The 23677-nt window shown below is 72.8% G+C and carries 23 protein-coding genes; 13 read left to right on the top strand and 10 right to left on the bottom strand.

Going from position 1 to position 23677, the window contains the following annotated elements; all coding sequences use genetic code 11:
- Positions 1 to 1293 carry an ABC transporter substrate-binding protein gene (locus tag CMN_RS01245; protein WP_015489051.1) on the bottom strand — a complete coding sequence of 431 codons (1293 nt, stop codon included), beginning with the start codon at positions 1291 to 1293 and terminating at the stop codon, positions 1 to 3.
- Positions 1294 to 1516: 223 nt separating this feature from the next.
- Between CMN_RS01245 and CMN_RS01240 the strand changes: the two genes are divergently transcribed.
- Together CMN_RS01240 and CMN_RS01235 are read left to right on the top strand one after the other, a co-directional pair.
- Positions 1517 to 2527 (top strand): LacI family DNA-binding transcriptional regulator, encoded by a 1011-nt coding sequence (locus CMN_RS01240; RefSeq protein WP_015489050.1) that lies wholly within the window; start codon positions 1517 to 1519, stop codon positions 2525 to 2527.
- A 61-nt stretch (positions 2528 to 2588) separates the two neighbouring features.
- Complete coding sequence (locus CMN_RS01235; protein WP_015489049.1) at positions 2589 to 2999, top strand: tetratricopeptide repeat protein; 411 nt, start codon at positions 2589 to 2591, stop codon at positions 2997 to 2999.
- On the opposite strand, the gene CMN_RS01230 is transcribed toward CMN_RS01235, so the two are convergent.
- From CMN_RS01230 to CMN_RS01210, 5 genes are all read right to left on the bottom strand, one after another.
- Positions 2996 to 4381 (bottom strand): MFS transporter, encoded by a 1386-nt coding sequence (locus tag CMN_RS01230; protein ID WP_015489048.1) that lies wholly within the window; start codon positions 4379 to 4381, stop codon positions 2996 to 2998. The genes CMN_RS01235 and CMN_RS01230 overlap by 4 nt on opposite strands.
- 94 nt (positions 4382 to 4475) lie before the next feature.
- The gene (locus CMN_RS01225) at positions 4476 to 5042 is read right to left on the bottom strand and encodes a hypothetical protein (RefSeq protein WP_015489047.1); all 567 of its coding nucleotides are present in this window, start codon (positions 5040 to 5042) and stop codon (positions 4476 to 4478) included.
- Positions 5042 to 5617 carry a helix-turn-helix domain-containing protein gene (locus CMN_RS14575; RefSeq protein ID WP_015489046.1) on the bottom strand — a complete coding sequence of 192 codons (576 nt, stop codon included), beginning with the start codon at positions 5615 to 5617 and terminating at the stop codon, positions 5042 to 5044. Before CMN_RS14575 ends, CMN_RS01225 begins: the two co-directional genes overlap by 1 nt.
- A gap of 41 nt (positions 5618 to 5658) precedes the next feature.
- Positions 5659 to 6465, bottom strand: a complete 807-nt coding sequence (locus CMN_RS01215) for an anti-sigma factor family protein (protein WP_015489045.1) — start codon at positions 6463 to 6465, stop codon at positions 5659 to 5661.
- Entirely contained in the window at positions 6462 to 6968 is a 507-nt protein-coding gene (locus CMN_RS01210) for a sigma-70 family RNA polymerase sigma factor (RefSeq protein ID WP_015489044.1), read from the bottom strand. The genes CMN_RS01215 and CMN_RS01210 overlap by 4 nt, the downstream gene beginning before the upstream one ends.
- Before the next feature lie 290 nt (positions 6969 to 7258).
- On the opposite strand from CMN_RS01210, the gene CMN_RS01205 reads away from it, so the two are divergent.
- From CMN_RS01205 to CMN_RS01185, 5 genes are all read left to right on the top strand, one after another.
- The gene (locus CMN_RS01205) at positions 7259 to 8041 is read left to right on the top strand and encodes a fibronectin type III domain-containing protein (RefSeq protein ID WP_015489043.1); all 783 of its coding nucleotides are present in this window, start codon (positions 7259 to 7261) and stop codon (positions 8039 to 8041) included.
- Positions 8038 to 12141, top strand: coding sequence for a pectinesterase family protein (locus CMN_RS14570; protein WP_015489042.1), 4104 nt, complete (start codon positions 8038 to 8040; stop codon positions 12139 to 12141). The genes CMN_RS01205 and CMN_RS14570 overlap by 4 nt, the downstream gene beginning before the upstream one ends.
- Positions 12142 to 12189: 48 nt before the next feature.
- On the top strand, positions 12190 to 15189 hold the full coding sequence (locus tag CMN_RS14565; protein ID WP_015489041.1) for a pectinesterase family protein: 3000 nt from the start codon (positions 12190 to 12192) through the stop codon (positions 15187 to 15189).
- Positions 15186 to 15353, top strand: coding sequence for a hypothetical protein (locus CMN_RS14910; protein WP_155119022.1), 168 nt, complete (start codon positions 15186 to 15188; stop codon positions 15351 to 15353). The genes CMN_RS14565 and CMN_RS14910 overlap by 4 nt, the downstream gene beginning before the upstream one ends.
- 211 nt (positions 15354 to 15564) lie before the next feature.
- The gene (locus tag CMN_RS01185) at positions 15565 to 16257 is read left to right on the top strand and encodes a YceI family protein (RefSeq protein WP_015489040.1); all 693 of its coding nucleotides are present in this window, start codon (positions 15565 to 15567) and stop codon (positions 16255 to 16257) included.
- 94 nt (positions 16258 to 16351) lie between these two features.
- Here the strand turns inward: CMN_RS01185 and CMN_RS01180 are convergent, their stop codons facing one another.
- Complete coding sequence (locus tag CMN_RS01180) at positions 16352 to 16975, bottom strand: SDR family oxidoreductase (protein WP_015489039.1); 624 nt, start codon at positions 16973 to 16975, stop codon at positions 16352 to 16354.
- 125 nt (positions 16976 to 17100) lie between these two features.
- On the opposite strand from CMN_RS01180, the gene CMN_RS01175 reads away from it, so the two are divergent.
- A complete protein-coding gene (locus CMN_RS01175; protein WP_015489038.1) occupies positions 17101 to 18009 on the top strand; it encodes an alpha/beta hydrolase in 909 nt (302 codons plus the stop codon).
- A gap of 69 nt (positions 18010 to 18078) precedes the next feature.
- Here the strand turns inward: CMN_RS01175 and CMN_RS15225 are convergent, their stop codons facing one another.
- Positions 18079 to 18315: a hypothetical protein gene (locus CMN_RS15225; protein ID WP_227077713.1), complete on the bottom strand. Its 237-nt coding sequence runs from the start codon at positions 18313 to 18315 to the stop codon at positions 18079 to 18081.
- On the bottom strand, positions 18300 to 18614 hold the full coding sequence (locus CMN_RS15220) for a TetR/AcrR family transcriptional regulator (RefSeq protein ID WP_231853764.1): 315 nt from the start codon (positions 18612 to 18614) through the stop codon (positions 18300 to 18302). Before CMN_RS15220 ends, CMN_RS15225 begins: the two co-directional genes overlap by 16 nt.
- On the opposite strand from CMN_RS15220, the gene CMN_RS01165 reads away from it, so the two are divergent.
- The gene (locus CMN_RS01165; protein ID WP_174545013.1) at positions 18615 to 18920 is read left to right on the top strand and encodes a hypothetical protein; all 306 of its coding nucleotides are present in this window, start codon (positions 18615 to 18617) and stop codon (positions 18918 to 18920) included.
- On the opposite strand, the gene CMN_RS01160 is transcribed toward CMN_RS01165, so the two are convergent.
- Complete coding sequence (locus CMN_RS01160; protein ID WP_015489037.1) at positions 18887 to 19477, bottom strand: P-loop NTPase family protein; 591 nt, start codon at positions 19475 to 19477, stop codon at positions 18887 to 18889. The two genes, CMN_RS01165 and CMN_RS01160, sit on opposite strands and share 34 nt — an antisense overlap.
- Before the next feature lie 1218 nt (positions 19478 to 20695).
- Between CMN_RS01160 and CMN_RS01150 the strand changes: the two genes are divergently transcribed.
- From CMN_RS01150 to CMN_RS14725, 4 genes are read left to right on the top strand one after another with little or no spacing between them, the layout of a single operon-like run.
- Positions 20696 to 21019 carry a glycoside hydrolase family 95-like protein gene (locus CMN_RS01150; RefSeq protein WP_249959034.1) on the top strand — a complete coding sequence of 108 codons (324 nt, stop codon included), beginning with the start codon at positions 20696 to 20698 and terminating at the stop codon, positions 21017 to 21019.
- Positions 21020 to 21024: 5 nt separating this feature from the next.
- Positions 21025 to 21816: a GNAT family N-acetyltransferase gene (locus CMN_RS01145; protein WP_015489036.1), complete on the top strand. Its 792-nt coding sequence runs from the start codon at positions 21025 to 21027 to the stop codon at positions 21814 to 21816.
- A 19-nt stretch (positions 21817 to 21835) separates the two neighbouring features.
- Entirely contained in the window at positions 21836 to 23074 is a 1239-nt protein-coding gene (locus CMN_RS01140; protein ID WP_227077711.1) for an AAA family ATPase, read from the top strand.
- Positions 23071 to 23646, top strand: coding sequence for a hypothetical protein (locus CMN_RS14725; RefSeq protein WP_015489034.1), 576 nt, complete (start codon positions 23071 to 23073; stop codon positions 23644 to 23646). Before CMN_RS01140 ends, CMN_RS14725 begins: the two co-directional genes overlap by 4 nt.
- Positions 23647 to 23677: the final 31 nt, after the last annotated feature.

The raw sequence follows: 23677 nt of genomic DNA, 5'->3' as shown, positions 1-23677 counted from the left end.
CTACGCCTTCTTGGCCGCGTCGCCGACGGTCTGGATGAGCTTCTCCGGGCTGCCGTCGCCCGCCATGAGGTCGACCACGCCGACGTTCATCGCGTTGCCGACGTTCAGGCCGTAGACGGTGTCGAGCCACTGGGAGACGTAGGGCGCGTCGTTGTACGCCGTGAGGATCTCCTGCAGGTACGGCTCCGTGACCGCCTCCTGCGCGGTCGTGTTCACGGGCGGCGCGTTGAAGGCCGCGTAGTACGCCTTCTGCACGTCGGCGGTGCCGATGTAGTTGAGGAAGTCGACACACTGCTTCGGGGCCTGCGCGGAGCAGGAGTACCCGTCGATGCCGCCCATGATGGAGCCGGGCTCGCCCTTGCCGCCGGAGATCTCCGGGAAGGGGAACCAGGAGAGGTCGGCCAGCGGCTTCTGGTCCGGCGTCAGGCCCGCGATGACTCCCGGGTCCCAGGCGCCCATGAGCTCCATGGCGGCCTGGTGGTTGGCGATGAGGCCGGCGGAGCTGCCCGCGCCCTGCTGGGCCGCGGTGGTGAGGAAGCCGTCGTTGAAGGGGTTCGTGCCGACGAGGTCCTCGACGTCCTGGCCCGCCTTGATCCAGCAGTCGTCGCTGAAGTCCTTGTCCGTGGCGGCCTTCTCGAGCGTGGCGGAGCTGCACTCGCGGAGCGCGAAGTTGAAGTACCAGTGCGCGGCGGGCCAGGCGTCCTTCGCGCCGAGCGCGATGGGGGCGACGCCCGTGGCCTTGAGCTTCTCGACGTCCGCGTCCAGCTCGTCCATGGTCTTCGGCGTCTCGGTGATGCCGGCCGCCGTGAAGAGGTCCTTGCTGTAGAAGATGCCGCTGGGGAGGACGGCGACGGGCATGGCGTAGGCCTTGCCGTCGATGGAGTTCGCGTCGAAGGCGCTCTGCGCGATCTCGCCCTTCACGTCGGCGGAGATGCCGTCGGTGATGTCCATGACCTGTCCTGCCGCGACCGTGGCGGCGAGCTTGCCGCCACCGCGCTGCAGGAAGATGTCGGGGGCGTCGCCCGAGTTGAGGGCGGTCTGGAGCTTGCCGTCGAGGTCCTCGTTCTGGATCGACGTGGGCGTGACCGTGATGCCGGGGTGCGCGGCGTTGAAGTCCGCGGTCGTCTTGTCCCAGAACGCCTTGCCCGGGCCGGTGGTGGAGTTGTGCCACAGCGTCATCTCGACGGGGCCGCCGTCGTCGCCGTTGGCGGAACCGCTGCCGCTGCAGCCGGCGAGGGCGAGGGCCCCCACGAGCAGGGCCGCGGATCCCGTGAGGATCTTCCGTGCCTTCATGTCGTTCTACCTGTCTCTCCATTGAGCGCACCCTGGCGGGTGTCGGGGGTGGACGTGCACGAGCCGCGTGCCTGGTGCTGTGGGTGCGACTCGAACCGATCCCGTGTCGCGCCATCGCGTCGTCGCTTCGTCGTGACGGGGTCCGGTCGAGCCAGTCTCGGTCGCGCTCGGATCTTCGTCAAACGTTTTCGAAATCCTTTTCCCCAGGCGTAGGGTGCGGTCCATGTCCCGCCGCCCCACCATCCACGACGTCGCCGCTGCCGCCGGCGTCTCGGTGTCCACCGTGTCCAAGGCGGTGAACGGGCGGTACGGGATCTCGGCCGAGACGTCGAGCCGCGTGATGGAGGTCGTCGAGCGCCTGGGCTACGAGTCGAGCCTCGTCGCGAGCAGCATGCGCTCCCACCGCACCGGCGTGATCGGCGTGCTCGTGGCGGGCTTCGAGCCGTTCAGCGCCGAGATCCTCAAGGGCGTCGGCGCCGCGCTCCGCAACTCCCGCTACGACCTCCTGGCGTACAGCGGCTCCCGTCAGGTGGACAACACGGGATGGGAGCGCCGGTCGCTCAGCCGCCTGAGCGGCACCCTCATCGACGGCGCGATCATGGTGACGCCCACGGTCGTGACCGCCCAGACGGAGATCCCCGTCGTCTCCATCGACCCGCACACGGGTCCCGCCGACCTGCCGAGCGTCGAGTCCGACAGCCTCGGCGGCGCGCTCCAGGCGACCCGGCACCTCCTCGAGCTCGGGCACCGGCGGATCGGGTTCCTCGCCGGCCGCCCCGACCTCCGCTCCGCGAGCCTCCGCGAGGCCGGCTACCGTCGCGCGCTGCAGGACGCGGGCATCGCCTTCGACCCGGCGCTCGTGCGCGCGGGCCTGTTCCTCACCGCCCCCGCCCGCGAGCCGGCGCGCGCCCTGCTGACGATGCCGGACCGGCCGACCGCGATCTTCGCCGCCAACGATCTCTCCGGCATCGCGATCCTGCAGGTGGCGGCCGAGCTCGGGATCCGCGTGCCCGAGGACCTCTCCGTCATCGGCTTCGACGACATCCCCGAGGCCTCGCAGGTGACGCCGCCGCTGACCACCATCCGCCAGCCCATGCAGCGCCTCGGCACCACCGCGGTGGACCTCCTCATGTCGCTGATGGGCGGCACCGAGCCCGACGCGATGCACGTGCAGCTGCCGACGCGGCTCGTGCGCCGGGCGACGACGGGGCCGCCACCGGCGCGCTCGCGCTGACCGGGTCGCCGCCTTCTGGGCGACCGCCGACGACGAGCGCGCGGACGAGACCGTCGCCGGGATGCGCGCGCTGGTCGCCGAGCGTTCGGCCGACGATGCGCGGGCGCTCTTCGAGCTGGCCTGCGCGCACGACTTCGTGGGCCGAGAGGCGGAAGCCGTCCCGCTGTACCGGGCGGCGCTCGCCGGCGGTCTGGATCCGCAGCACCGGCCGCTCGCGGTGATCCAGCTCGCGAGCTCCCTGCGCAACGTCGGCCGGGCCGCGGAGGCGGTCGTGCTGCTCGAGGCCGTGCCCGACGACGCGCACGCGCCCGGCCGTGATGCGTTCCTCGCGCTCGCGCTGCACGACGCCGGTCGGCCGACGGAGGCACTGGCCGTGGCGCTGCGCCGGCTCGCGACCGCCCTGCCGGAGTACGGCCGCGCCGTCGCCGCGTACGCGGACGAGCTCGCGGATCGCGGCCGCGCCGAGGGCTAGGAGCCGGGCGTCATGCGCGCCGGGTCGACCGCTGTCGTGCCGCATCCGGCGCCGGCGACGTCGGCCTCGGGATCCGCCTCCCCCGCATCCGCTTCCGCCTTCTTCTCGCGGGCGATGCGGATCGCCGTCCGGCCCGACGGCAGGGAGATGGCGACCGTGATCACGACGACCGTGATGATCCCCGCGGCCACGAGCAGCGCCTGCACGCTGACGACGTCGGCGAGCGGGCCGAAGGCGACCGCGCCGATCGGGGTGGCGAGCGCCATGACGATGCCGACGTAGCTGAACACGCGTCCGTGCATCTCGGGCGCGACCGTCTCCTGCACGAGCGTCATGAACGGCGCCGAGAACAGCGGCACGAACAGGCCGATCGCGAACATGAACCCGTAGAACACCCAGAGGTTGGGGCTGAGGCCGAGGCCCGCCGTGAAGACCGCGAAGCCGAAGCAGCTCACGAGGATCAGGGTCATGCGGTCGGACTTCGCGAACAGCGTCGACACCAGCGCGCCGCCGCCGAGCATGCCGACGCTGAAGGCGATCTCGAGCACCGTCACCATCCACACCTCGGTGCCGTAGGTGCGCGCGACGAGCAGCGGCGTGATGAAGGACGGCGCCACCGTGAGCAGGAAGATGATCGCGAACACCACGAGCAGCCAGCGCACGACGGGGTTGCCGCCGATGTAGCGGATCCCCTCGACGAGGTCCTCGCGGTACGTCGACGTCTTGTCGGCGATGGACGCGAGCGTCGGCACCGCGACCGACAGCAGGAACGCGATGCCGATCGCCGCCGTGATCGCGTCCACGAAGAACAGGGGCACGAGGCCGTAGGCGGCGAAGATCGCGCCCGCGGCGGCCGGCGCGAGCAGGGCCATGGCCGACTGGATCGTGCCGAAGATGCCGTTGACCCGGAGCAGCTGCTCGGGCGGCACGATCTGCGGGATCATCGCCTGCACCGCGGGCGTCTGGAACCCGGCGCCGATGGAGCGCACAGCGACCGCCAGCAGGACGATCCAGAGGTCGGTGACCCCGTTCATCATGAGCAGGGCGAGCGCGAGGGTGACGATCGCGATGGAGCTGTCGGACACGATGACGAGCACGCGCCGGTTCATGCGGTCGGCGAGGGTGCCGCCGAAGATCGAGACGATGCCCTGCGGCAGGAACGCGGCGACCGCGTAGAGCGCGACCGCGAGGCCCGAGCGGGTCTCGAACGTGACCCACCACATGACCGCGTACTGGACGAGCATCGAGCCGAACAGCGAGACGGTCTGGCCGCTGAGGAAGAGGGTCGCGTTGCGCTTCCAGCGGGCGGCGACGACGGCCTGGTCGGCGGCGCTCATCGGCGGCGTCTCGGGCACGTCGGCGTACGCTGCCGGGTCGCTCATCGGGTCCTCGCCTGCTCGCGTTTCCTCGGGTGTGGGACGCCAGGCTACGGCGCGGCGGGGGCGCCGCGCCAGGGGTGATCCGGGTGATCCGCCGTCATCCGATCGACGGTGGGGGCGGCGTCTCCGGACGCCCCGGGAGCCCGACCTCGATGATCCGCTGCACGAGCCTCTCGGCCCGCGGCGAGAGGCCGTCATCCGGGTAGTACGCCTCATGCACGTCCTCCAGCTCGGAGACGGAAGACAGCCCGCAGAGGACCATGAGGCGGGAGATGTCCCGGCCGTCCCGACCCGGCCGCCCGGCGTGGAGCTTCATCGCGAGCAGAGCCTCGGCCGACGCGATCTCGATGACCAGGCCGTCCGCATCGAAGACCTCGGTCCACTCCACGTCGCGGCCGTACGCCGGGAGGAAGAACGCGCCGTCGTCGTTGACCCAATCCGAGCCCCAGCCGCGCCTCTCCGCGATCAGGGCGACGGACTCCCGCACGTCCGCATCGAATCGCAGTCGGGCGTCGATGTCCACCGTGGTCCCCCGGTCGAAATGGCACAGCGCGAGTGCTGCACCTCCGAAGACCTGCATGCGGCCCGTGACGCCCCGGAGCCGCAGTGCCGCGATCAACTCGGACAGGGCGTCCATCAGCGCACGCCGGTCGAATGCGTGCATCAGACGCTCGCGAGGGTGTCGGGATCGAGCAGCACACCATGACGACGGAAGGCCGGGACCGCGCGCTCCGGGTCCACCGGCAGGTCGTAGACGCCGTCTCCGAAGATCCAGCTCCTCCGCAGTCGGCGATCGTCCGAGCTGACCCAGGACGGGAGGGGGAGGCCCTCCTCCTCGAGCCGGTGCTCGACGAGGCCCGCGACAGCCGCGTCCCAACGCTTCTCGCCGGTCCGAAGCGGCTCCGCGATCGTCAGCGCGAACCGGACCTCGTGGTGGACAGCGGCCAGGTCGTCCGCGAGCTGGATGAAGTGCCGGACGGCGCGCTCGCGGTCCCCTTCGGCTAGTCGCGAGGCGATCTCGGCCGTCGCGCTGGCGGCCGTGTGCCGTCGGGTCGGGATCGAGATGAGCTGATGACCGGTCGCGAGCAGGAGCCGATCGACGGTCTCGGCGCTGGGACTCCGCTTCCCCGACTCGAGGTCCGACAGCGTCGACTGCGCGACGCCGGAACGTCCGCTCAGCTGGCGCTGCGTGTATCCGCGGCTCCGCCGTGCGGCATGGACCAGTTCCCCGATCGTCATGATGGACCTCCTTGATAGCCAGGATGCTATCAGGGGATGCCTCAGAGGTCCCGACTCGCCAGCACCACGTCGGAGTCGGATGGCGTGATCTGCACCTCGCGGATGCGGTCGATGGGGAGGCTCGAGGTGGCCGCGAGCAGCCGCGACTCCGTCTGGCCCGCGCCCCACGTGGCGACGACCGTGCGGGAGCCGGTGTCGTCGATCGCGACGAGGTCGTAGGAGCCCTGGCCGACGCCGCCGCCCGCGTAGGCGCAGCTCCAGTCGAAGCGCGTCCCGTACGGCTTGGCGGTGACGGCGAGCTGCGCCGTGACGCCCTCGTCGAGCTCGGAGCGCATGCTGACGGCGTCGGAGGGGAGGCCGGTGGAGAGGCCCCCGTCCGCGGCGGGCGAGGAGGCGGCCGGGGACGGATCCGCGACGGGCGCGCTCACGCCGGCGCGGAGCGCGGACCCGAGGCCGGCGCCGCCCACGAGGAGCACGAGGGCGGCGGCCGCGAGGGTCCACGCGCCAGCACGCCGGGACAGCCGCGGCCGACCGGGTACGGACGGCGTGCGGCGCCGACGGCGCGGGACGCGGTGCGCGGCGGCGGCGGCGGAGGAGGCCGGGCGATCGCGCGGCTCGGGCGCGGGCTGCGGCACCGCGGGTGCCTCGGGCTCGTCCATGAGCGCGATCGCCTCCTCGACGGGCAGCATCCGCAGCACGCCGGGCAGGCCGGAGAGCTCGGCGAGGGAGCGCATGCACGCGTCGCAGCCCTCGAGGTGGGCCTCGAAGAGCGCGCGGTCGGTGGCGCTCAGGCTGCCGAGCACGTACGCGGCATCCCACTCGTGGATGTCGTCGGCGCGGTCGTTCATCGGGTGACTCCTCGTTCCTGCAGGGCGAGCCGGAGCGCCTTGAGCGCGTAGTGGAGGCGGGACTTGATCGTGCCGGGCGGGACGCCCTCGCGTTCCGCGGTCTCCACGACCGAGCGGCCCAGGTGGTAGCAGCTGACGACCGCGCGGCGGTGCTCGGCGGAGAGCGACGCGAGCGCCTCGGCGACGAGCAGGCGGTCGATGATGGCGTCGGACGCGTCGGCGACGGGATCCTCGGGCAGCACGTCCGTCGGCGTCTCGCGACCGCGCCAGGCACTGCGCCGGTCGTCGATCACGAGGTTCCGCACCACGGTGAACAGCCAGCGGCGGGCCGACTCGTCGTCCTCCGCGAGGATCGCGGGCGAGCGCCAGGCCCGCAGCAGCGCCTCCTGCACGACGTCCTCGGCGAGCGCCGGATCCCCCGTCAGCCGCAGCGCGTACCGCTGCAACGCGGGTGCGTGCGCATCGTGCAGCGCCCGCATGCGGGCCGTGCTCTCCGTGGTCATCCGTGCCTCCTCCCTCCACGACGAGATGGACGGCCGGATGGTTCATCGCGATCCCGGAATCATCGCAGGCGGATACGGGAGCGAGCCGGGCCACCCCCCTTTCGGGTCAGGCTTTTCGATAACGACCCGCTCGCCTTGCATGTCGCACACCGCTGTGCATGATTGACCTCGGCCCGCCTTTACCCGATCGCCGGCCATCTCCCGCGCTCTCCCGATCCGAGCCGTGCTCCCACGTACCCGCGTGACTGCCCGGTCCTGGCGACGCGCCTACCCGAAGGCACCGCACCCGCATGTCGCGCTCCTCCTCCGAGCACCCGCTCGTCGTCCGTCCCTCCTCGAACCCCGACACCGCGGCCCCCGACGCCGCAGCCCCCGCGACCCCGTCGTCGCGCGCGCGCCTGCGCGTGGCCGCCGCGCTCGTCGCAGGCGCCGTCATCGCCGGCACCGTGCTCCCCGCGGATCCGGCCCTCGCCGCCGACACCAGCGCGCCCTCGACGCCCGGCAGCCTCTCCGCCGAGTACTCGGGCGGCGTGGGCACGGTCGTGTCGTGGGGCAAGGTCTCCGCATCCGACCTCGCGGGCTACCGCGTCTACCGGAGCGCGACCACGACCGTCACCGCGAACGCCGCCTCGCGCGTCGCGACCACGAAGTCGCTGACGGCCACGGACGCGGCCATCGCGGGCGGATCCACCGGCTACTACGCCGTCACCGCCTACGACACGACCGGCAACGAGTCGAAGCCGTCGAGCGTGAAGCAGGTGCAGGCGAAGGACACCCGCGCACCCGACTCCCCCTCGAGCGTGAAGGCCACCGCCTCCGCCGCGGGCGTCGCGCTCGACTGGGCCGACTCCGACGATGTCGACCTGAAGGGCTACGTCGTCGCGCGCTCCACGTCGTCGAGCGGCACGTACACGACCCTCACGGCCACGCCGATCACCGCCTCCGCCTTCGCCGACGCGCAGGCGCCGGGCGGGGTCACCTCCTACTACCGGATCACCGCGGTCGACCTCACGGGCAACGCCTCGTCGGCGTCCACCGCCTCCGCGAAGCGGCCGGCCCGTTCACGCGCGTGAGCGGATCGACCCTCACCGCCACGACGTACACGGACGTGCCGCCCGCCGGCGCGACCGCGTACTACCAGGTGACCGCGGTCAACACCGTCGGATCCTCGGCCCCCGCCACCGCGTCCGTCGCGATCCCCGCCGACACGACGGCCCCCACGACGCCGTCGAGCCCGAAGGCCGTCGTGGTCGCGAACGGCGGCGGCATGACGATCTCGTGGAAGGCGAACACGGAGGCCGACCTGGCCGGCTACATCGTGTTCAAGCGCGGGTCCGACGAGGTCTACCGCCAGCTCCTCCCGACCGCCGGCACGTCTGCGTACGCGACGACGACCTTCACGGACGCCGCCGCGACCGAGGGCACCACGACCTACTACCGGATCCGCGCGGTCGACCGCGCGGGCAACACGTCCGCGTACGTGGCCGTCACCGGCAAGAACCCGAACGTGGCCCCGGCCGCGCCCTCCTCGCTCACGGTGAAGCCGAGCGCGAAGGCCGGCCTCGACCTCGCCTGGACCGCGCCGAAGGACACCGACGTCGCGGGCTACACCGTCTCGCGCAGCACCACGAGCAACGGCACCTTCGTGCAGCTCTCCACCATCACGACCGCGGCCGCGGGATCCCCGCCCCGCTTCACCGACACGAGCGCGCCCCAGGGCGTCCCCGTCTTCTACCGCGTGACCGCGCGCGACCTCGTGGGCAACGTCTCCAAGGTCTCGAGCACCGTCTCCGGCACCTCCACCACCGCGCCCGTCGCGATCCCCGTCGAGTACACGGTGCTCACGGTCGGCGTCGGCAAGCAGTTCCCGACCATCGCCGCGGCGGTCGCCTCGATCCCGAAGACCGCGCTCGCGAACCACCGCATCGACATCGACCCGGGCACGTACCGCGAGTCGTTCAGCCTCGACCGCTCGAACGTGATGCTGCACGGCCTCGGCGCCGACCCGTCGCAGGTCGTCATCTCGGCGGCGCAGGCCAGCGGATCCGCCGACCCCGACGAGCCCGAGGAGACCCTCGGCACGGCGGGCAGCGCGGTGATCCGCGTGACCGGCACCGACGTGACCCTCGAGAACCTGACCGTCGAGAACGCGTTCGACGAGAAGGCGCACCCCGAGATCACGAGCGCGCAGGCCGTCGCGCTCCGCGTCGAGGGCGACCGGTTCGTCGCCCGCGGCGTCCGCCTCCTCGGCAACCAGGACACCCTGCTCGCCGACACCCCGAAGCCCACGACCCGCATCCGTCAGTACTACGTGGACAGCTACATCGAGGGCGACGTGGACTACCTGTTCGGCGCCGCGACCGCGGTGTTCGACCGGGTGACCTTCCGCTCGCTCGACCGCGGCAAGGCGAACAACGGCTACCTCACGGCGGCCAGCACCGACGAGGGCAGCAAGTACGGCTTCCTCATCACGGGCAGCAAGATCGTGAGCGACGCGGCCGACGGCACCGTCAACCTCGGCCGCCCGTGGCACCCGAGCGCGGACCCGAAGGCCCTCGGCTCCGTCGTGATCAAGGACACCTGGCTCCCCTCCGCGATCGACACCGCGGCCCCGTGGGACGACATGTCCTCCACGAACTCCTCCGGCGTGAAGGTCCCCTTCGCCTGGCAGGACGCGCGCTTCGCCGAGTCGCAGAACATCGGCCCGGGCGCGACCGTGAACGCGAACCGCCCGCAGATGACCGCCAAGGACGCCGCCAACGCGACGCCGGAGAAGTACCTCGCGGGCAAGGACGGCTGGAACCCCGTCGTCGCCGCGTCCGCCGCCGTGCCGGTCGTGCCCTCTGGTCTGGTGGCCGCCGCCGACTCGAGCGTCGTGCACCTCACCTGGGCGGACGACACCTCGGCGAGCGTCACCGGATGGACCGTCTACCGCGCGGACGCCACCGGCGCCTTCGCGAGGATCGCCTCCACCGACTCCCCCGCGTACAGCGACACCACCGTCGTGAACGGCGCGGCCTACCGCTACGTCCTCACGGCCGACTCCCGCACGGGCGTCTCCTCCGCGCCGAGCGCCGCCGTCGAGGTGACCGTGCAGGCCGCGGCCATCGTCGTCGACATCACGGTGGATCCGCGGGCCGAGGCGAACGGCACCACCGTCTTCCCGACGCTCACCGCCGCCCTCGCCGCCGCGCCCGCCGGCACCGCGACCGACCCCACGGTCATCGCGCTCGCCGCCGGCCGCTACGCCGAGTACGCCACCATCGCGAAGCCGTACACGGTGCTCGTGGGCGCCACCGGCACCGCGCAGGACGTCGTGATCACCGGGAACCGCGCCGCGGGCACGCCCACCGGCACGACCACCGACGGGGTCGCCGACACCTATGGCACCTCGGGCAGCGCGACCCTCGTGATCACGGGGAACAACGTCGCGCTCCGCGACCTCACGGTCGAGAACGCCTACGTCGAGGGCACCTACGCCAACGGCCAGGCCGTCGCGCTCCGCACCACGGGCGACCGGCTCGTCTACGACGGCGTGCGCCTCCTCGGCAACCAGGACACGCTCTACGCCAACAGCCCCAGCGCCGCGATCCCGGCGCGCTCGTACTTCCACGACAGCTGGATCGAGGGCGACGTCGACTTCGTCTTCGGGCGCGGCACCGTGGTCATCGACCGCAGCACGCTGAACGCGCTCGACCACGGCACCAGCCCGAACGGCGCCGTCACCGCGGCGAGCACCGACCGCGGCAACCCGTACGGCTTCCTCATCACCGGCAGCCGGATCATCGGCACCGCGCCCGACGGCTCGCAGAACCTCGGCCGCCCCTGGCAGCCGGGCAAGAAGCAGGCCGACGGCACCTCCATCGCCGACCCGGATGCGAACGCGCAGGTCGTCGTGCGCGACACCTGGCTCGGCCCGGTCGTCAGCGCGAAGGCGTGGACCGACATGGTCAACAGCGGCGTGACGACGACGTGGCAGTCCGCGCGCTTCGCCGAGTACGCGAACAGCGGCCCGGGCGCGAGCACGAGCACGAGCACCGACCGGGCGCAGCTGACGGACGCGCAGGCGGCCGCGAGCACCTCGGCCGCCTACCTCGCCCGATCCGACGGCTGGAACCCAGTCGCCCCGCTCGCCGAGGACGCCGCCCCCGCGGCCGTCGCCGGCCTCGTCGCGACCTCCGCGGAGAAGCAGGTCGGCCTCTCCTGGGCGCCCGGCGCGGAGAGCGACGTCGTGGGGTACCGCGTGTACCGCGCGACGGGATCCGACGCCCTCGTCGCCGACGCCGCGCACCTCGTGGCCGAGGTCCAGAAGCCCGTCCACCTCGACCGCGGCCTCGTGAACGGCACGGCCTACCGCTACCTCGTGGTGGCGGTCGACCGGGCCGGCAACGCCTCGGAGCCGTCCGACGTCGTGACCGGCACGCCCGCGGTGACGCCGCTGGTCGCCGACATCACGGTGGCGGCCGACGGATCCGGCGACGTCACGACCCTGCAGGCGGCCCTCGCGGCCATCCCCGCGGGCACAGCGGCGGCGAGGAAGGTGATCCTGGTGGAGCCGGGCACCTACCGCGAGGTCGTGTCGTCCTCCAAGGCGAACGTCGTCATCGCGGGCACCACCGGCGACCCGCGCGACGTCGTCATCACCTACGACAACGCGAACGGCACCGCCAAGGGCGCCACCACGTGCCCGGCCGTCGTGGCCGCCACGTGCGGCACCGCCGGCAGCGCCACCGCGACCCTGTCCGGAGCCGGCGTCGAGGTGCGCGATCTCACGATCGAGAACGCGTTCTCGAGCGCCGCGCACCCCGAGATCGGCCCGAACAACACGCAGGCCGTGGCGCTCCGCGCGCTCGGCGACCGCCAGACGTACCGCCACGTGCGCCTCCTCGGCGCGCAGGACACGCTGAACGCCGACGCGTCGGGCACCATCACCGCCGACGGCACGGGCTACCCGCACCAGTACTACGTCGACAGCTACATCGCGGGCAACGTCGACTTCGTCTTCGGACGGGCCGCCGCGGTCTTCGACCGGGTGACGATCCACGCCACCACCCGCAACGGCGGCACGGTCTTCGCCCCGAGCACCGCGTCCAAGAGCCGCGGCTACCTCGTGGTCGACAGCCGGATCACCGCGGACAACGACGCGCCCACCATGGCGCTCGGGCGTCCGTGAAGCGGCTGGGGCGACGGCACGCAGGCCGACACCTCGCGCGGCCAGACCGTGATCCGGGACAGCTGGCTCGACGGCGGCATCGCCGTCGCGCAGCCCTGGACCGACTTCGCCCCCAACGTGTGGACCGACGGCCGCCTGGCCGAGCACCGGAACACCGGCCCCGCGGCGACGATCAACGACAAGCGCCCGCAGCTGAGCGCATCCGAGGCCCTCGCCCAGACGCCCGCCGCCTACCTCGGCGGCACGGACGGCTGGGACCCGACCGGCGCACCGGCCGAGGACGCGGCCCCCCTCGCGCCCGCGGGCCTCGTCGCCGCACCGGGTGCCGCGCAGGCGTCGCTGGACTGGGCGGAGAGCACCGAGTCCGACGTGCGCGCCTACCGCGTGTACCGCGACGGGCAGCTCGTCGCCACGACGGCCACCTCCTCCGCCACGGTCACCGGCCTCGTCAACGGCACCGCGTACGCCTTCACGGTGCGCGCGGTGGACGCGGCCGGCCAGGAGTCGCCCGCCTCGGCGAGCGCCTCGGCGACGCCGGCCCTGAAGGTCGACGCGACCGTGCACGCGGACGGCAGCGGCGACTACCCGACGCTGCAGAAGGCCGTGGACGCGGCCCCCGGCACCGGGGAGTGGGTCGTGAGCGTGGATCCCGGCACCTACGCCGGCACCACGACGGTCGCCACGTCCAACGTCGTGATCGTCGGATCCGGCGCGACCGCGGCCGACACCGTCCTCACGAACGGCACCGCGACCGCGACGCTCGGCATCACCGGCTCGAACATCACCGTGCGGAACCTCGCGATCGCGAACACGACGGCCACCGGCAACGCCCCCGCGGTGTCGATGACCGGCGACAAGGTGCTCCTCGCGGGCACCGCGATCTCGAGCGCCGCGGGCCGCGCGGTCTTCGCCGACACGTCGACCTACACGGTCGCCGCGCGGCAGATGATCACCGGATCCACCATCGCCGGCGGCAACGACGTGCTCCTCGGCCGCGGATCCCTCGTGGTCCACGACACGACGATCTCCGTCCGCACCAACGGCACCGTCCTCACCCCGAGCACGGCCGAGAACGCGAAGGGCTTCCTGCTCATCGGCAGCCGGGTCGACACGACCAGCGCGACGAACGTGCAGCTCGGCCGCCCGTACCGCGCCTGGGCCGACACGTTCACGCCGCGCTCGGTCGGCCAGGCCGTCGTGCGCGACACGGTGCTCGGATCCGGCGTGAAGACGAGCCAGCCCTGGGGCATCGGCCCGGCGAGCGAGCCGTGGACCCTCGGCCGCTTCGCCGAGCACGCGAACTCGGGCGAGGGCGCGAGCCAGAACGCCAACCGCCCGCAGCTCTCCCCCGCGGAGTCGCTCGGCGTCACGGTCGCGCAGTGGCTGGGTGCGCCCACGTGGTACCCGGCGGTCGCGGATCCCGCGGCCCCGGCCGACGTGACCGCCCCCGGCGCACCCGCCGACCTGGTCGTCACGGCCGGCGACGCCTCGGCATCGCTCGTCTGGACCGCGTCGACGGCCGCCGACATCGCCGGCCACCGCGTCTACCGGTCGACCACGAACCCGGTCGCGATCACGCCCGCGAACCTCGTCGGGACGGTCGGCACCGAGCCGTCCTTCACCGACTCCGGGCTCGCGAACCGCACGACGTACCACTACGCGGTCGTCGCGGTGGACGCGGTCGGCAACGCCTCGGCACCCGCCACGGCGGACGCCCGCCCCGTCGACACGGCGCCGCCCGCGGCACCCGTCGGCGTGGTCGCGACCGGCGCCGACGGCAAGGTCCTCCTCTCCTGGACCGCGAACGCCGACCCCGACATCGCCGGCTACGACGTGTACCGCGACGGCGAGAAGCTCACGGGCACCCCGCTCACGGCTCCCGCCTTCACCGACACGGGCCTCGTCAACGACACCGCGTACGCCTACACGGTGACCGCGAACGACGACACCGGCCTCGTGTCGGTGGCCTCCGCGGTCGCCACCGGCACCCCGCGCGCCGGCGACGCCGTGGCCCCCGCCGCGCCCGCGAGGGTCACGACCGAGCTCGGCCGCGGATCCGTGACCGTGCGCTGGACCGCGTCGCCCGACCAGGACGTGACCCGCTACGACGTGCTCCGCTCCACAAGCGGCGGCGCGTCCGGCGTGGTCGGCACCGTCGGACCCGGCACCACGAGCTGGACCGACACGGCCGTCGCGATCGGCACCGCGTACTCCTACGCGGTGGTCGCCACCGACGGCTCCGCCAACTCCTCCGCGGCCTCCGCGGCGGCGAAGGCGACGCCGATCAAGGTCGACATCGTGGTGGCGGCCGACGGCTCGGGCGACGCTACGAGCCTCGTGCAGGTGCTCGGATCCACCGACCCCGCCATCGGCTCGCTGCCGAACAACGCCGACTACACGACGCAGGGCTACCGGACGATCCTCGTGAAGCCCGGCACCTACGCGGGCGGCGTCGTCTCCGGCAACCGGTACGGCGTGAACGTGGTCGGCGCGACCGGCGATCCGGCCGACGTCGTGCTCACCGCGCCCGGCGGCGCCGTCGCCACGCTTACCGTCTCGGCCCCGCAGTGGACCCTCCGCGACGTGACCGTGCAGAGCGTCGCGACCGCGGTCGGCGCCCAGGCGACGGCCGTGCAGGTGAAGTCCGGCGACAAGCAGGTGCTCGACCACGTGCGCCTGCTCGGCGACAAGCAGACCCTGCTCGTCTCCACCGCCAACGTCACCACCTACAGCCGCGTCTACGTGACCGGCTCGTACCTCGAGGGCGGCGCCGACCTGATCCTCGGCCGCGCCGTCACCGTGGTCGACCGCAGCACGATCCACGTGCTCGACCGGCCGGGCGCCTCACTCACCGACTCGTCCATCGCGGCGGGCTCGGCGTACGGGTTCCTCATCCAGGACAGCCGCATCGTGACGGACGGCGCCGCCGGATCCATCGCGCTCGGCCGCCCGTACTCCACGACCGGCACGGCGCAGGTCGTGGTGCGGGGCCCGAGCTCGGCGAGGGGATCAACGCGGCCCGCCCGTGGAAGGACTGGGACGCGGTGACGCTGTGGACCGCGGGCCGCTTCGCCGAGCACCGCAACACGGGCCCGGGCGCCGCGATCGTGGATCCCGCCACCCGCCCGCAGCTGACGGACGCCGACGCGGCGACCTTCACGGCGCAGCGCTACCTCTCGGGCGCGGACGGCTGGAACCCCACCGGCCGCTGATCCGCGGAGCGGGAGCGCCGCACGCACGACCGGGACCGCCCGCCGACGCTCGTCGGCGGGCGGTCCGCGCGTGGGGCGCGGCCTCCCGGGATCCGCGAACCTGGCAGGACCCTGAACCCGTGAACCTTCTCCGCGGCTGGTCCGTCGTCCTCCATGTCGGCGCGTCACATCGCGGCGGACGAAGACGCACCATCCGGATCAGGAGACCCCCATGCAGAAGAAGAGCAAGATCATCCTCGGCACGAGCGCGGCAGTGGTCGTCGTGCTCGGTGTCAGCGCCGCCGCGTTCGGCCCCGCGTTCTACCGCGACGTGATCGTGGGCGCCCCCGCCGCCGCCCCGTCCGTCTCGGCCGACCCCGCCGACTCCACGCTCGACACGAGCGACCTGTCCGGCGAGTGGAACATCGGCACCGGCAGCACCGCCGGCTACCGCGTCGCCGAGGTACTCAACGGCACCGACGTGACCGTCGTCGGCAAGACCGAGGACGTCTCCGGCACGATCACGGTCGACGGCTCCACCCTGAAGGACGCGACCGTCAAGGTCGACGTCGGCACCATCGCCACCGACCAGGCCCCGCGCGACGACTACTTCCGCGGCACCGCCATGGAGGTCGCGAAGTACCCCGACGCGACCTTCACGCTCACGCAGCCGGTCGACGCGGCCGTGCCCGCGAGCGGCCAGGTCGCGACCGTCCAGGCCACCGGCGAGCTCACCATGCACGGCGTGACGCAGACCGTCACCGTGCCGCTGCAGGCCGCGCTCTCGGGCGACGGCGTGCAGGTGAGCGGATCCATCCCCGTCACCTTCTCCGACTACGGCGTCCAGGCCCCGAGCCTCGGCTTCGTGAGCGTCCAGGACACGGGGACCGTCGAGTTCCTGGTGAAGGCCACGCCCGCGAAGTAGTCGCGGACCGGCCCCCGGGGCCGCCCCAGACGAGGGGAGGAGGAGCGCGTTCGGGACGCTCCTCCTCCCCTTCTGCGTGCCCTCGGGATCCGCGCTACTCGTCGTCCATGGTGGTCGCGAACCGGCGGAAGTCGCCGCGCTCCTCGTGCATGGCCCAGAGGGTGTCCGCGAGGACCTGCGGGTCCTTCTTCGGGTGGCCCGGCGTGATGGCGCCCGGGATGATGAGCTGGCCCACGTGGATCCCGTCGCCCACGAGCGCCTCGTGCATCATCTGGCCGTAGGCGCTCTCGCCCGCGAACGCGATGGAGGTGCCGACGTACTCCGGCAGCGGCGGCACGGCCGTGCCGCCGTTGATGAAGAGGACGGTCCCGCGTCCGAGCACGCGCATGCCCTGCAGCACCTGGTGCACGGCGGCGACGGGCGCCTGGATGGAGAACTCGAACGCGCCGACGAGGTCGCCCGGCGTGGTCTCGAGCACCGGCCGCAGGAACTCCTTCTGCGGCAGCGTGCTGTACCGGAGGGCCTCGACGGACCCGAGCGCCTGCGCGGCGCGGTCGAGCGCGGCGGCGAGCGCCACGTGGTCGCGGACGTTCGCGGCGTACCCGCGGGCGGTGATCCCCTCCTCGGCGAGCGTGCGCGCGCGGCTCGTGCTCTCGACGCCAGGCCGGGTCGGCCGGGGACGTCCCCCCTCCTGCGCCTCCGCACGCCGAAGATCCACAGGCGGCCAGCGTGGGGACGGCCGGGCGTTCCCCCAGGATCGCCGCGCCTATGGTCATCGCGGTCCGGCGAGGGTCTTCCCGCCGAGACGCCGATCACTGCCCACGACAGAGAGATGACACGACCATGTCCGTCACCCGCTCCGCGCTCCGCACCCGCCCCGTCGCGGTCGCCGCCCTCGCGACGCTCGCCCTCCTCGGCGTCCCCACCGCCGCCCAGGCCGCCACCCCGGCCCACGCCGCCACCGCGGACGGCGCGTCCGCCCACCACCACGCGGCCTATCCGCTCAGCCGGTACACGATCCCCGCCACGGACGGCAGCGGCTTCGGCGACGCCACCCTCTACGCCCCGCAGGACACGGGCAAGAAGACCCTCGGCGCCATCGTCGTCGCACCCGGCCTGAAGGGCACGCGCTCCGACCTGGAGTGGCTGGCCAAGGACCTCGCCGGCGAGGGCTTCATCGTGCTGAACATGAACACCCTCGGCAGCTACGACCTCCCGCAGCAGCGCTTCTACGAGATGCTCGCCGCGGCCAAGTACCTCGCCACCGCCAGCCCGGTCAAGGACAAGGTGAACCCCGCCGACATCGGCGTGGTCGGCTACTCGCTCGCCGGCGGCGGCGCCCTCCAGGCCGCCGTGGAGCAGCACGGCCTCAAGGCCGCGGTCGCCCTCATGCCGTACGACTTCCCGGCCGGCACGACCGACCCCTATCACCCCACCCAGTCGCCGACGTACCCCACCATCACCACGCCGACGCTGGTCATCACCGGTCAGGCCGACACGACCGCCCCGGCGTCGTTCATGGGCAGGCCCGCCTGCGACTCCATCCCCGCCTCCACCCCCAAGCAGTACCTGGAGCTCCGCGGCGCGGACCACTTCGCTGCTCGGGCGAAGACCGACGGCACCGTCCGCGACGCCGTGACGAACTTCCTGAAGGCGTACCTCGACGGCAACAGCGCCTACAGGAAGTACGTCTGCCCGGCCCAGCCGGTGTCGGCCGCCATCAGCGACTCCGCCAGCTCCTGCCCCCGGTAGGACCGATCCACGGCCTCCGGGCCCCATGAGAGCAGCGTGCGGTCACCGGTCGCACGCCGCTCTCGGCGTTCACCGCCACGTTCCCCTCGGCGCCGGCAGCGACGCCCCGAGCAGCGCGCGGGCCGCGTCGCGCGCGTCCGCCAGCGGGCGCGCGAAGGTGCCCATGCCGAGCGTCACGAGGCCGCCCTCGTAGAGGAGCATGAGCGCCCGGGCGATGGCGGCCGGATCCGGCGCCCCGGCCTCGCGGCACAGGTCGCGCAGCAGCTCGAGCATCCACGCCTTCTGCCGCATCACCTCGGGCAGCACGTCGTGCCCGTCGTCGTCATCGGCCAGGTCGCCGGCGCCGAGCTCCGCGCGCGCGTTGATCGCGCTGCAGCCGTGGGCGTGTTCGGCTCGGCCCAGGTGATCGCCGCGTCGAACACCGCGAGCAGGCGGTCGATCCCCGGCTCCGGCGTGCGCGCCAGCCGCGCCGCGAGGTGCTCGCGCCAGCGCGCGTCGCGGTGCTGCAGGTACGCGACGACCAGCTGCTCCTGGGAGCCGAAGCGGTCGTAGATCGTCTTCTTGGTGACGCCCGCGGCGGCGGCGATCGCGTCGACGCCGACCACGTGGATCCCCCGCGCGCAGAACAGCGCGGACGCCGCGTCGAGCACACGGCGGGCACCGGGGGTGAGCGGGGCGAGGTCGGGGACGGCGTCCAGCCCGAGCGGTTCGTGGCGCTCTGGGTGACGGACCAGGATCCGACGCGCGAGGACTTCGCCGGCACCATCTGGACGGCGGCCAACGGCTCCGACATGGTCTCCGCCGCGCCGCCGCTGGAGTCGTTCCCGCCCCTGACGATGGACGGCCCCGGGCCGGTCGGCCTCTGGTGCAGCGACCTCTACCCGGAGGCGGACGGCGGCACCCGCGGCTGACCCGCCGTCGGCAGCCCGCGCAGCCACACGTCGGCGTCGCGGGTCGAGCGCAGGCGCACGATCCGGAGGTGCGGGTGGTCGATCGCCGCCAGGATCACGCGCTTCCGCACCTTCGCGCGGCCCCGCCACCCCCATCGGACGATGTGGTCGGGGTCGGTGAGCACGGTGCGCATCGGCGGCTCGACGTTGCCGTGCCAGAGCGGCTCGCGGCGCCAGCGGCGGACGACCGTGCGGCGGATCAGCCGCCCCATCTGCACCGCCACGGGGAGGTCGAGCCACACGAGGGTGTCGGCGCGCGACGGCAGGAGCTGCCCGAGCTGGGTCGTGTACTGCCACTCGGCGACCCACGCGTCGCGTGACGTGAAGGCCTCGACGTCGTCGCGGAAGGTGGGCAGCTCGGTCCACGCCGGACCGTGGAAGAGGGCGTCCATCTCGGTGTGCGGGAGGCCCGTGCGCTCCTGGACGCGCCGCGCCAGCGTCGTCTTGCCGGCTCCCGACGCCGCGCCGATGAGGATGCGCCGGGCGGGGGGATCCAGGCGCGCGAGGGGACCGAGCATCCCGCGATCCTAGGGCGCGCGGGCGGGGCGCCGTCGGGATCCGCCCCCGCCTTCACGACCGCGACCGCGACGCCGACCTGGGAGGAGGGCGTCGTGGTCGGCAGCGGGCGCGTCGGCCGTCGCGCACGGGCCGGCCGACGCGATCACCGTCTCCCTCGCGCATGGGCGCTGGTTCCCGCCGGTGAACCCGCGACCGCACGCGCCCGACCCGCAGCCCCGCCTCGACGCCATCCGCCGCGCCCTCCTCGCGGGCGACCCGGACACGGCGAGCGCCGAGCTGATGGCGGGCGCGCGGGACAGCGGCTACGGCGACGGCCTCGTCTGGACGGATCCGCTGGGCATCTGCTCGACCCTCGTGATCCGCACCGCGGGTGGCGTCGCCGACGTGCGGCGCACCATCGACCAGGCGGGCGGCGAGTCCGCCATCGCGTGGACCGACCTCGCGGGCGGCCGGCACGCTCTGCGCCTGATCGCGCCGCGCGACGGGACGGCGTGCTGGCTGGCGCTCGAGTCCGACCGGGACTCCGAGGTCGTCGTCGAGCTCGGCCTCGGCGCGGACGACGCGACGGCCCTGTGCACGGGCGGGCCCGACGCGTCTGCCGCGGTGCGCGCGTCCGTCGCGGGCGGCGCGCGGGGGATCCTCACGGCCGAGGCCGGCGCGGTCGACGACGCGCTGCGGACGGTCACGGCGGTCGACGCGGGGAGCCCGGGCGACGCCGGCGTCGCGTGGGCGGTCGACGGCGGATCCTCGCGCACGAGCATCCGCACCGGCGCGCGCGCGACGCGGCTGCTGCGCCTGGCCGTCGCCACGGGTCCGGCCTCGACCTCCGCGGCGAGGCGCCCGCGAGCGACGCCGCGTCCACGGCGCCGAGGGGATGCTGCTGCCGGCGCGCATGTCCGCGCACGGGCGGGCAGACCGCTTCGACGCCGACTACCCGATGCCGTTCTGGCAGGGGTGCGGGGGCTGGATCCTCCGCGTCGCCGCCGACGCCGTCGCCACGACGGGCGACCGCGGCATCGTCGACGACCGCGTGTGGGAGCTGGCCGAGGGCGTCCTGCGCTTCGCGGAGACCGCCACCGTGCTGGTCGACGGGGTGCGCCGCCTCGTCCCCTCCTACTCGCCCGAGAACACCCCGGGCCGCGAGCGCGTCCCGGCACGACGCCGGCCGCATCTTCAACCTCGACGCGAGCGGCGGCCTGCCGGCGCTCGTCGTGGCGATGCTGCTCGGATCCGACGCCTTGTCGCTCGCGGTCCTCCCCGCGCTGCCGGCGGCGTGGGCGCGCGGATCCGTCACCGGGCTCCGCGCGCGCGGCAGGCTGGTCGTCGACCGGCTCGACTGGGATCCGGACGGCGCCGCGCTCGTCGTGCGGCGCGTGCCGGGCGCGGAGTGGCTGGCGCCCGCCGGCGGGACGACGCTGCGGTTGCCGCGCGCGGCTACCGTGCGCGTGGACGGGCGCGAGCACCGCGCCGGCGAGCGCATCGCGTTCGGCGAGGACGCCGTGCACGTCGAACTCGCGTGGCTGCCCGAGCCCGTACGGTGATCCCCGTGCCCGCGACCGCCGCCGCCCTCCTCGCCGCCTACGACGCCCAGCTCCGCACCGATTCCGAGACGCCGAACGCGCTCGACGTGCGGGTGCTCGGCCCGCTGCGCCTCGCCGTCTTCCCCGGCGGGCGCGGCTTCGTCACGTACGCCGACCTCGGCGGCCTCGACGAGGCCGGCCTGCGCGAGCTCGTCCCCGCCGCGCTCGCGCGCTTCCGCGACGACCCCGCGATCACGACCGTGGAGTGGAAGACCCGGGGGCACGACCACGCGCCCGGGCTCGATCGTGTCCTCCGCGCGAACGGCTTCGTGCCCGAGGAGCGCGAGTCGATCATGCTCGGCGAGGCCCGGGCGCTCGCGGTCGACGTGCCGCTGCCCGCGGGGGTCACGCTCCGGCGCATCACCGCGGAGGCCGATGTGCGGGCGATGAGCGCCATGCAGGCCGAGGTCTTCGGCGACGTGGACTCCACCGACCAGGCCGACGCGATGATCCGCCGCCTCGCGCTCGATGACGGCATGGAGATGTGGGTGGCCGAAGCCGAGGGGCGGATCGTCTCGGCGGGCCGGCTCGAGCCCGTCGCGGGATCCGACTTCGCCGGCCTCTGGGGCGGCGCGACCCTGCCGGGCTGGCGCGGCCGCGGCATCTACCGCGCCCTCACCGCGGCCCGCGCGCGCTCGGCCCTCGCGGCCGGCCGCACCCTGATCCACAGCGACTCGACCGCCCTCTCCCGCCCGATCCTCGAGCGCTCCGGCCTCATCGCCTGCTCGACGACCACGCCGTACGGCTGGTCGCGCTGACCGCCGGAGCCGCGACTCCGTGAAGGAGCGCGCGCTGGTGATCAATCCGGTGGGAGACTTGAGCAACAATCCCTCATTCCTACGGAAGGACCGACGCGTGCGCATCAGTCACGTCACGGCGAGCAACTGGAGGAACTTCAAGACGGTCGACTTCCCGCTCAATCGCCGGTTGTTCATCGTCGGACCCAATGCCTCGGGCAAGTCGAATATCCTTGACATCTTCCGATTCCTCGAGGACGTCGCAAGCCCGGGCGGAGGGCTCAACACGGCGATCGAGAAGCGTGGTGGCCTCCGCAAGGTCCGGAGCTTGTTCGCTCGCAACTACCAGAAGGGGCGTCTCATCGTCGAGGTGCACCTCGAGGACGGAGACGACACCTGGCTCTACCGTCTGTCCATCCGAGGTGAGGCGAAGGGGAAGAACCGCTCGCTCGTGGACGAGGAGCGAGTCGAGAGGAATGGCGAGATCCTCCTCAATCGGCCGAACAAGGCTGACAAGGCCGACCCCGAGCTGTTGACCCAGACGCATCTCGAGCAGATCGCCGCCAACAACAAGTTCCGCGCCCTCTCCGAGTACTTCTCGAAGGTCCAGTACTTCCACCTGGTACCTCAGGTGATCCGGGACTCCGCACGTTTCGGGAACGCGCATGGCGATCCGTACGGTGGCGACTTCATAGCCCGGATCAACAGCACGCCCGCGCAGACCCAGAAGGCGTGGCTGCGCCGACTGGAGACTGCCTTGAAAGCGGCCGTCCCAGAATTCGAGAGCCTCGAGGTCGTCGTCGACTCGGCAGGTCGCCCGCATCTCACCGCCGGGTATCGGAACTGGCGAGGGTCCCCGACGAGGCACAGTGAGTCGGAGTTCTCCGACGGCACGCTGCGCCTCATCGGTCTTCTGTGGACCGTCGTCAGCGCACCTGCGAACGGGGGGATGCTGCTTCTCGAGGAGCCGGAGCTCTCACTCAATTCGGCCATCGTGAAGATGCTGCCCACCGTGCTCGCCAACGCCCAGCGCGATCGCGACCTTCAGATCATCCTCTCGACCCACGCGCCCGAGCTGCTCGACGACGAGGGAGTCCTTCCGCGGGAGGTCCTGATACTCCAGGTCACGAGCGATGGGACCGTGGCACGGCAGCTGTCGGAGATCGCCGAGGTCGCGGGCGAGGTAGAAGCTGGCCTTCCCACATCGGAGATCGTCCATACCCTCATCGCACCATCGGACCTCTCCGGACTCACAGCTGTCGGCATGGGACGGAGGTGATCATCAACATCGCGGTCGAAGGGGCCTCGGACATCGGGGCCGCGTCGTCCGTCCTCCGCTTCGCTGGACACGAGGTCGGTCGAGTGATCGACAAACGAGGCAAGGCCAATGTGGATAGAGACGTCGCCAAGTACGTGCAGGCGTCGCGGTCCGCGCCCTGGGTCGTGTTCCGGGACACCGATGCCGCTTGCCCGGTCACGATCTCTCAGAAGCTCCTGCCGCACGGGGACATCGCAGCCTCTCGATTCCAGCTCCGCCTCGCACATTCCATGACAGAGGCGTGGCTGCTTGCAGATCGACGTGGGTTTGCCACTCACTTTCAAGTGTCGCGGGAGCGTATACCGGTTGATCCGGAGGGCGTCGCGCATGCCAAACGCGAGGTTCTCCGACTCTGCGCAGATTCCCGATCACGGAATGTACGAGAGGCGATGGTCACCGACGAGGGCGAAGTAGGACCTCTCTACGTATCCACCATCGACGCGTTCGCACGCGAGCACTGGGACGTAGGCGCAGCTGCTGAGTCGAGCCCCAGCCTGCGGCGGGCCATAGAACGCATCCGCTGCATGGAGTGAGCTGAGATCCGGGGACTCGGCGCGATGCTGA

It is taken from the genome of Clavibacter nebraskensis NCPPB 2581 (genome assembly GCF_000355695.1).
Lineage (GTDB): Bacteria > Actinomycetota > Actinomycetes > Actinomycetales > Microbacteriaceae > Clavibacter > Clavibacter nebraskensis.
The sequence above is the reverse complement of the archived record's forward strand: the minus strand, read 5'-3'. Positions and strand labels throughout refer to the sequence as shown.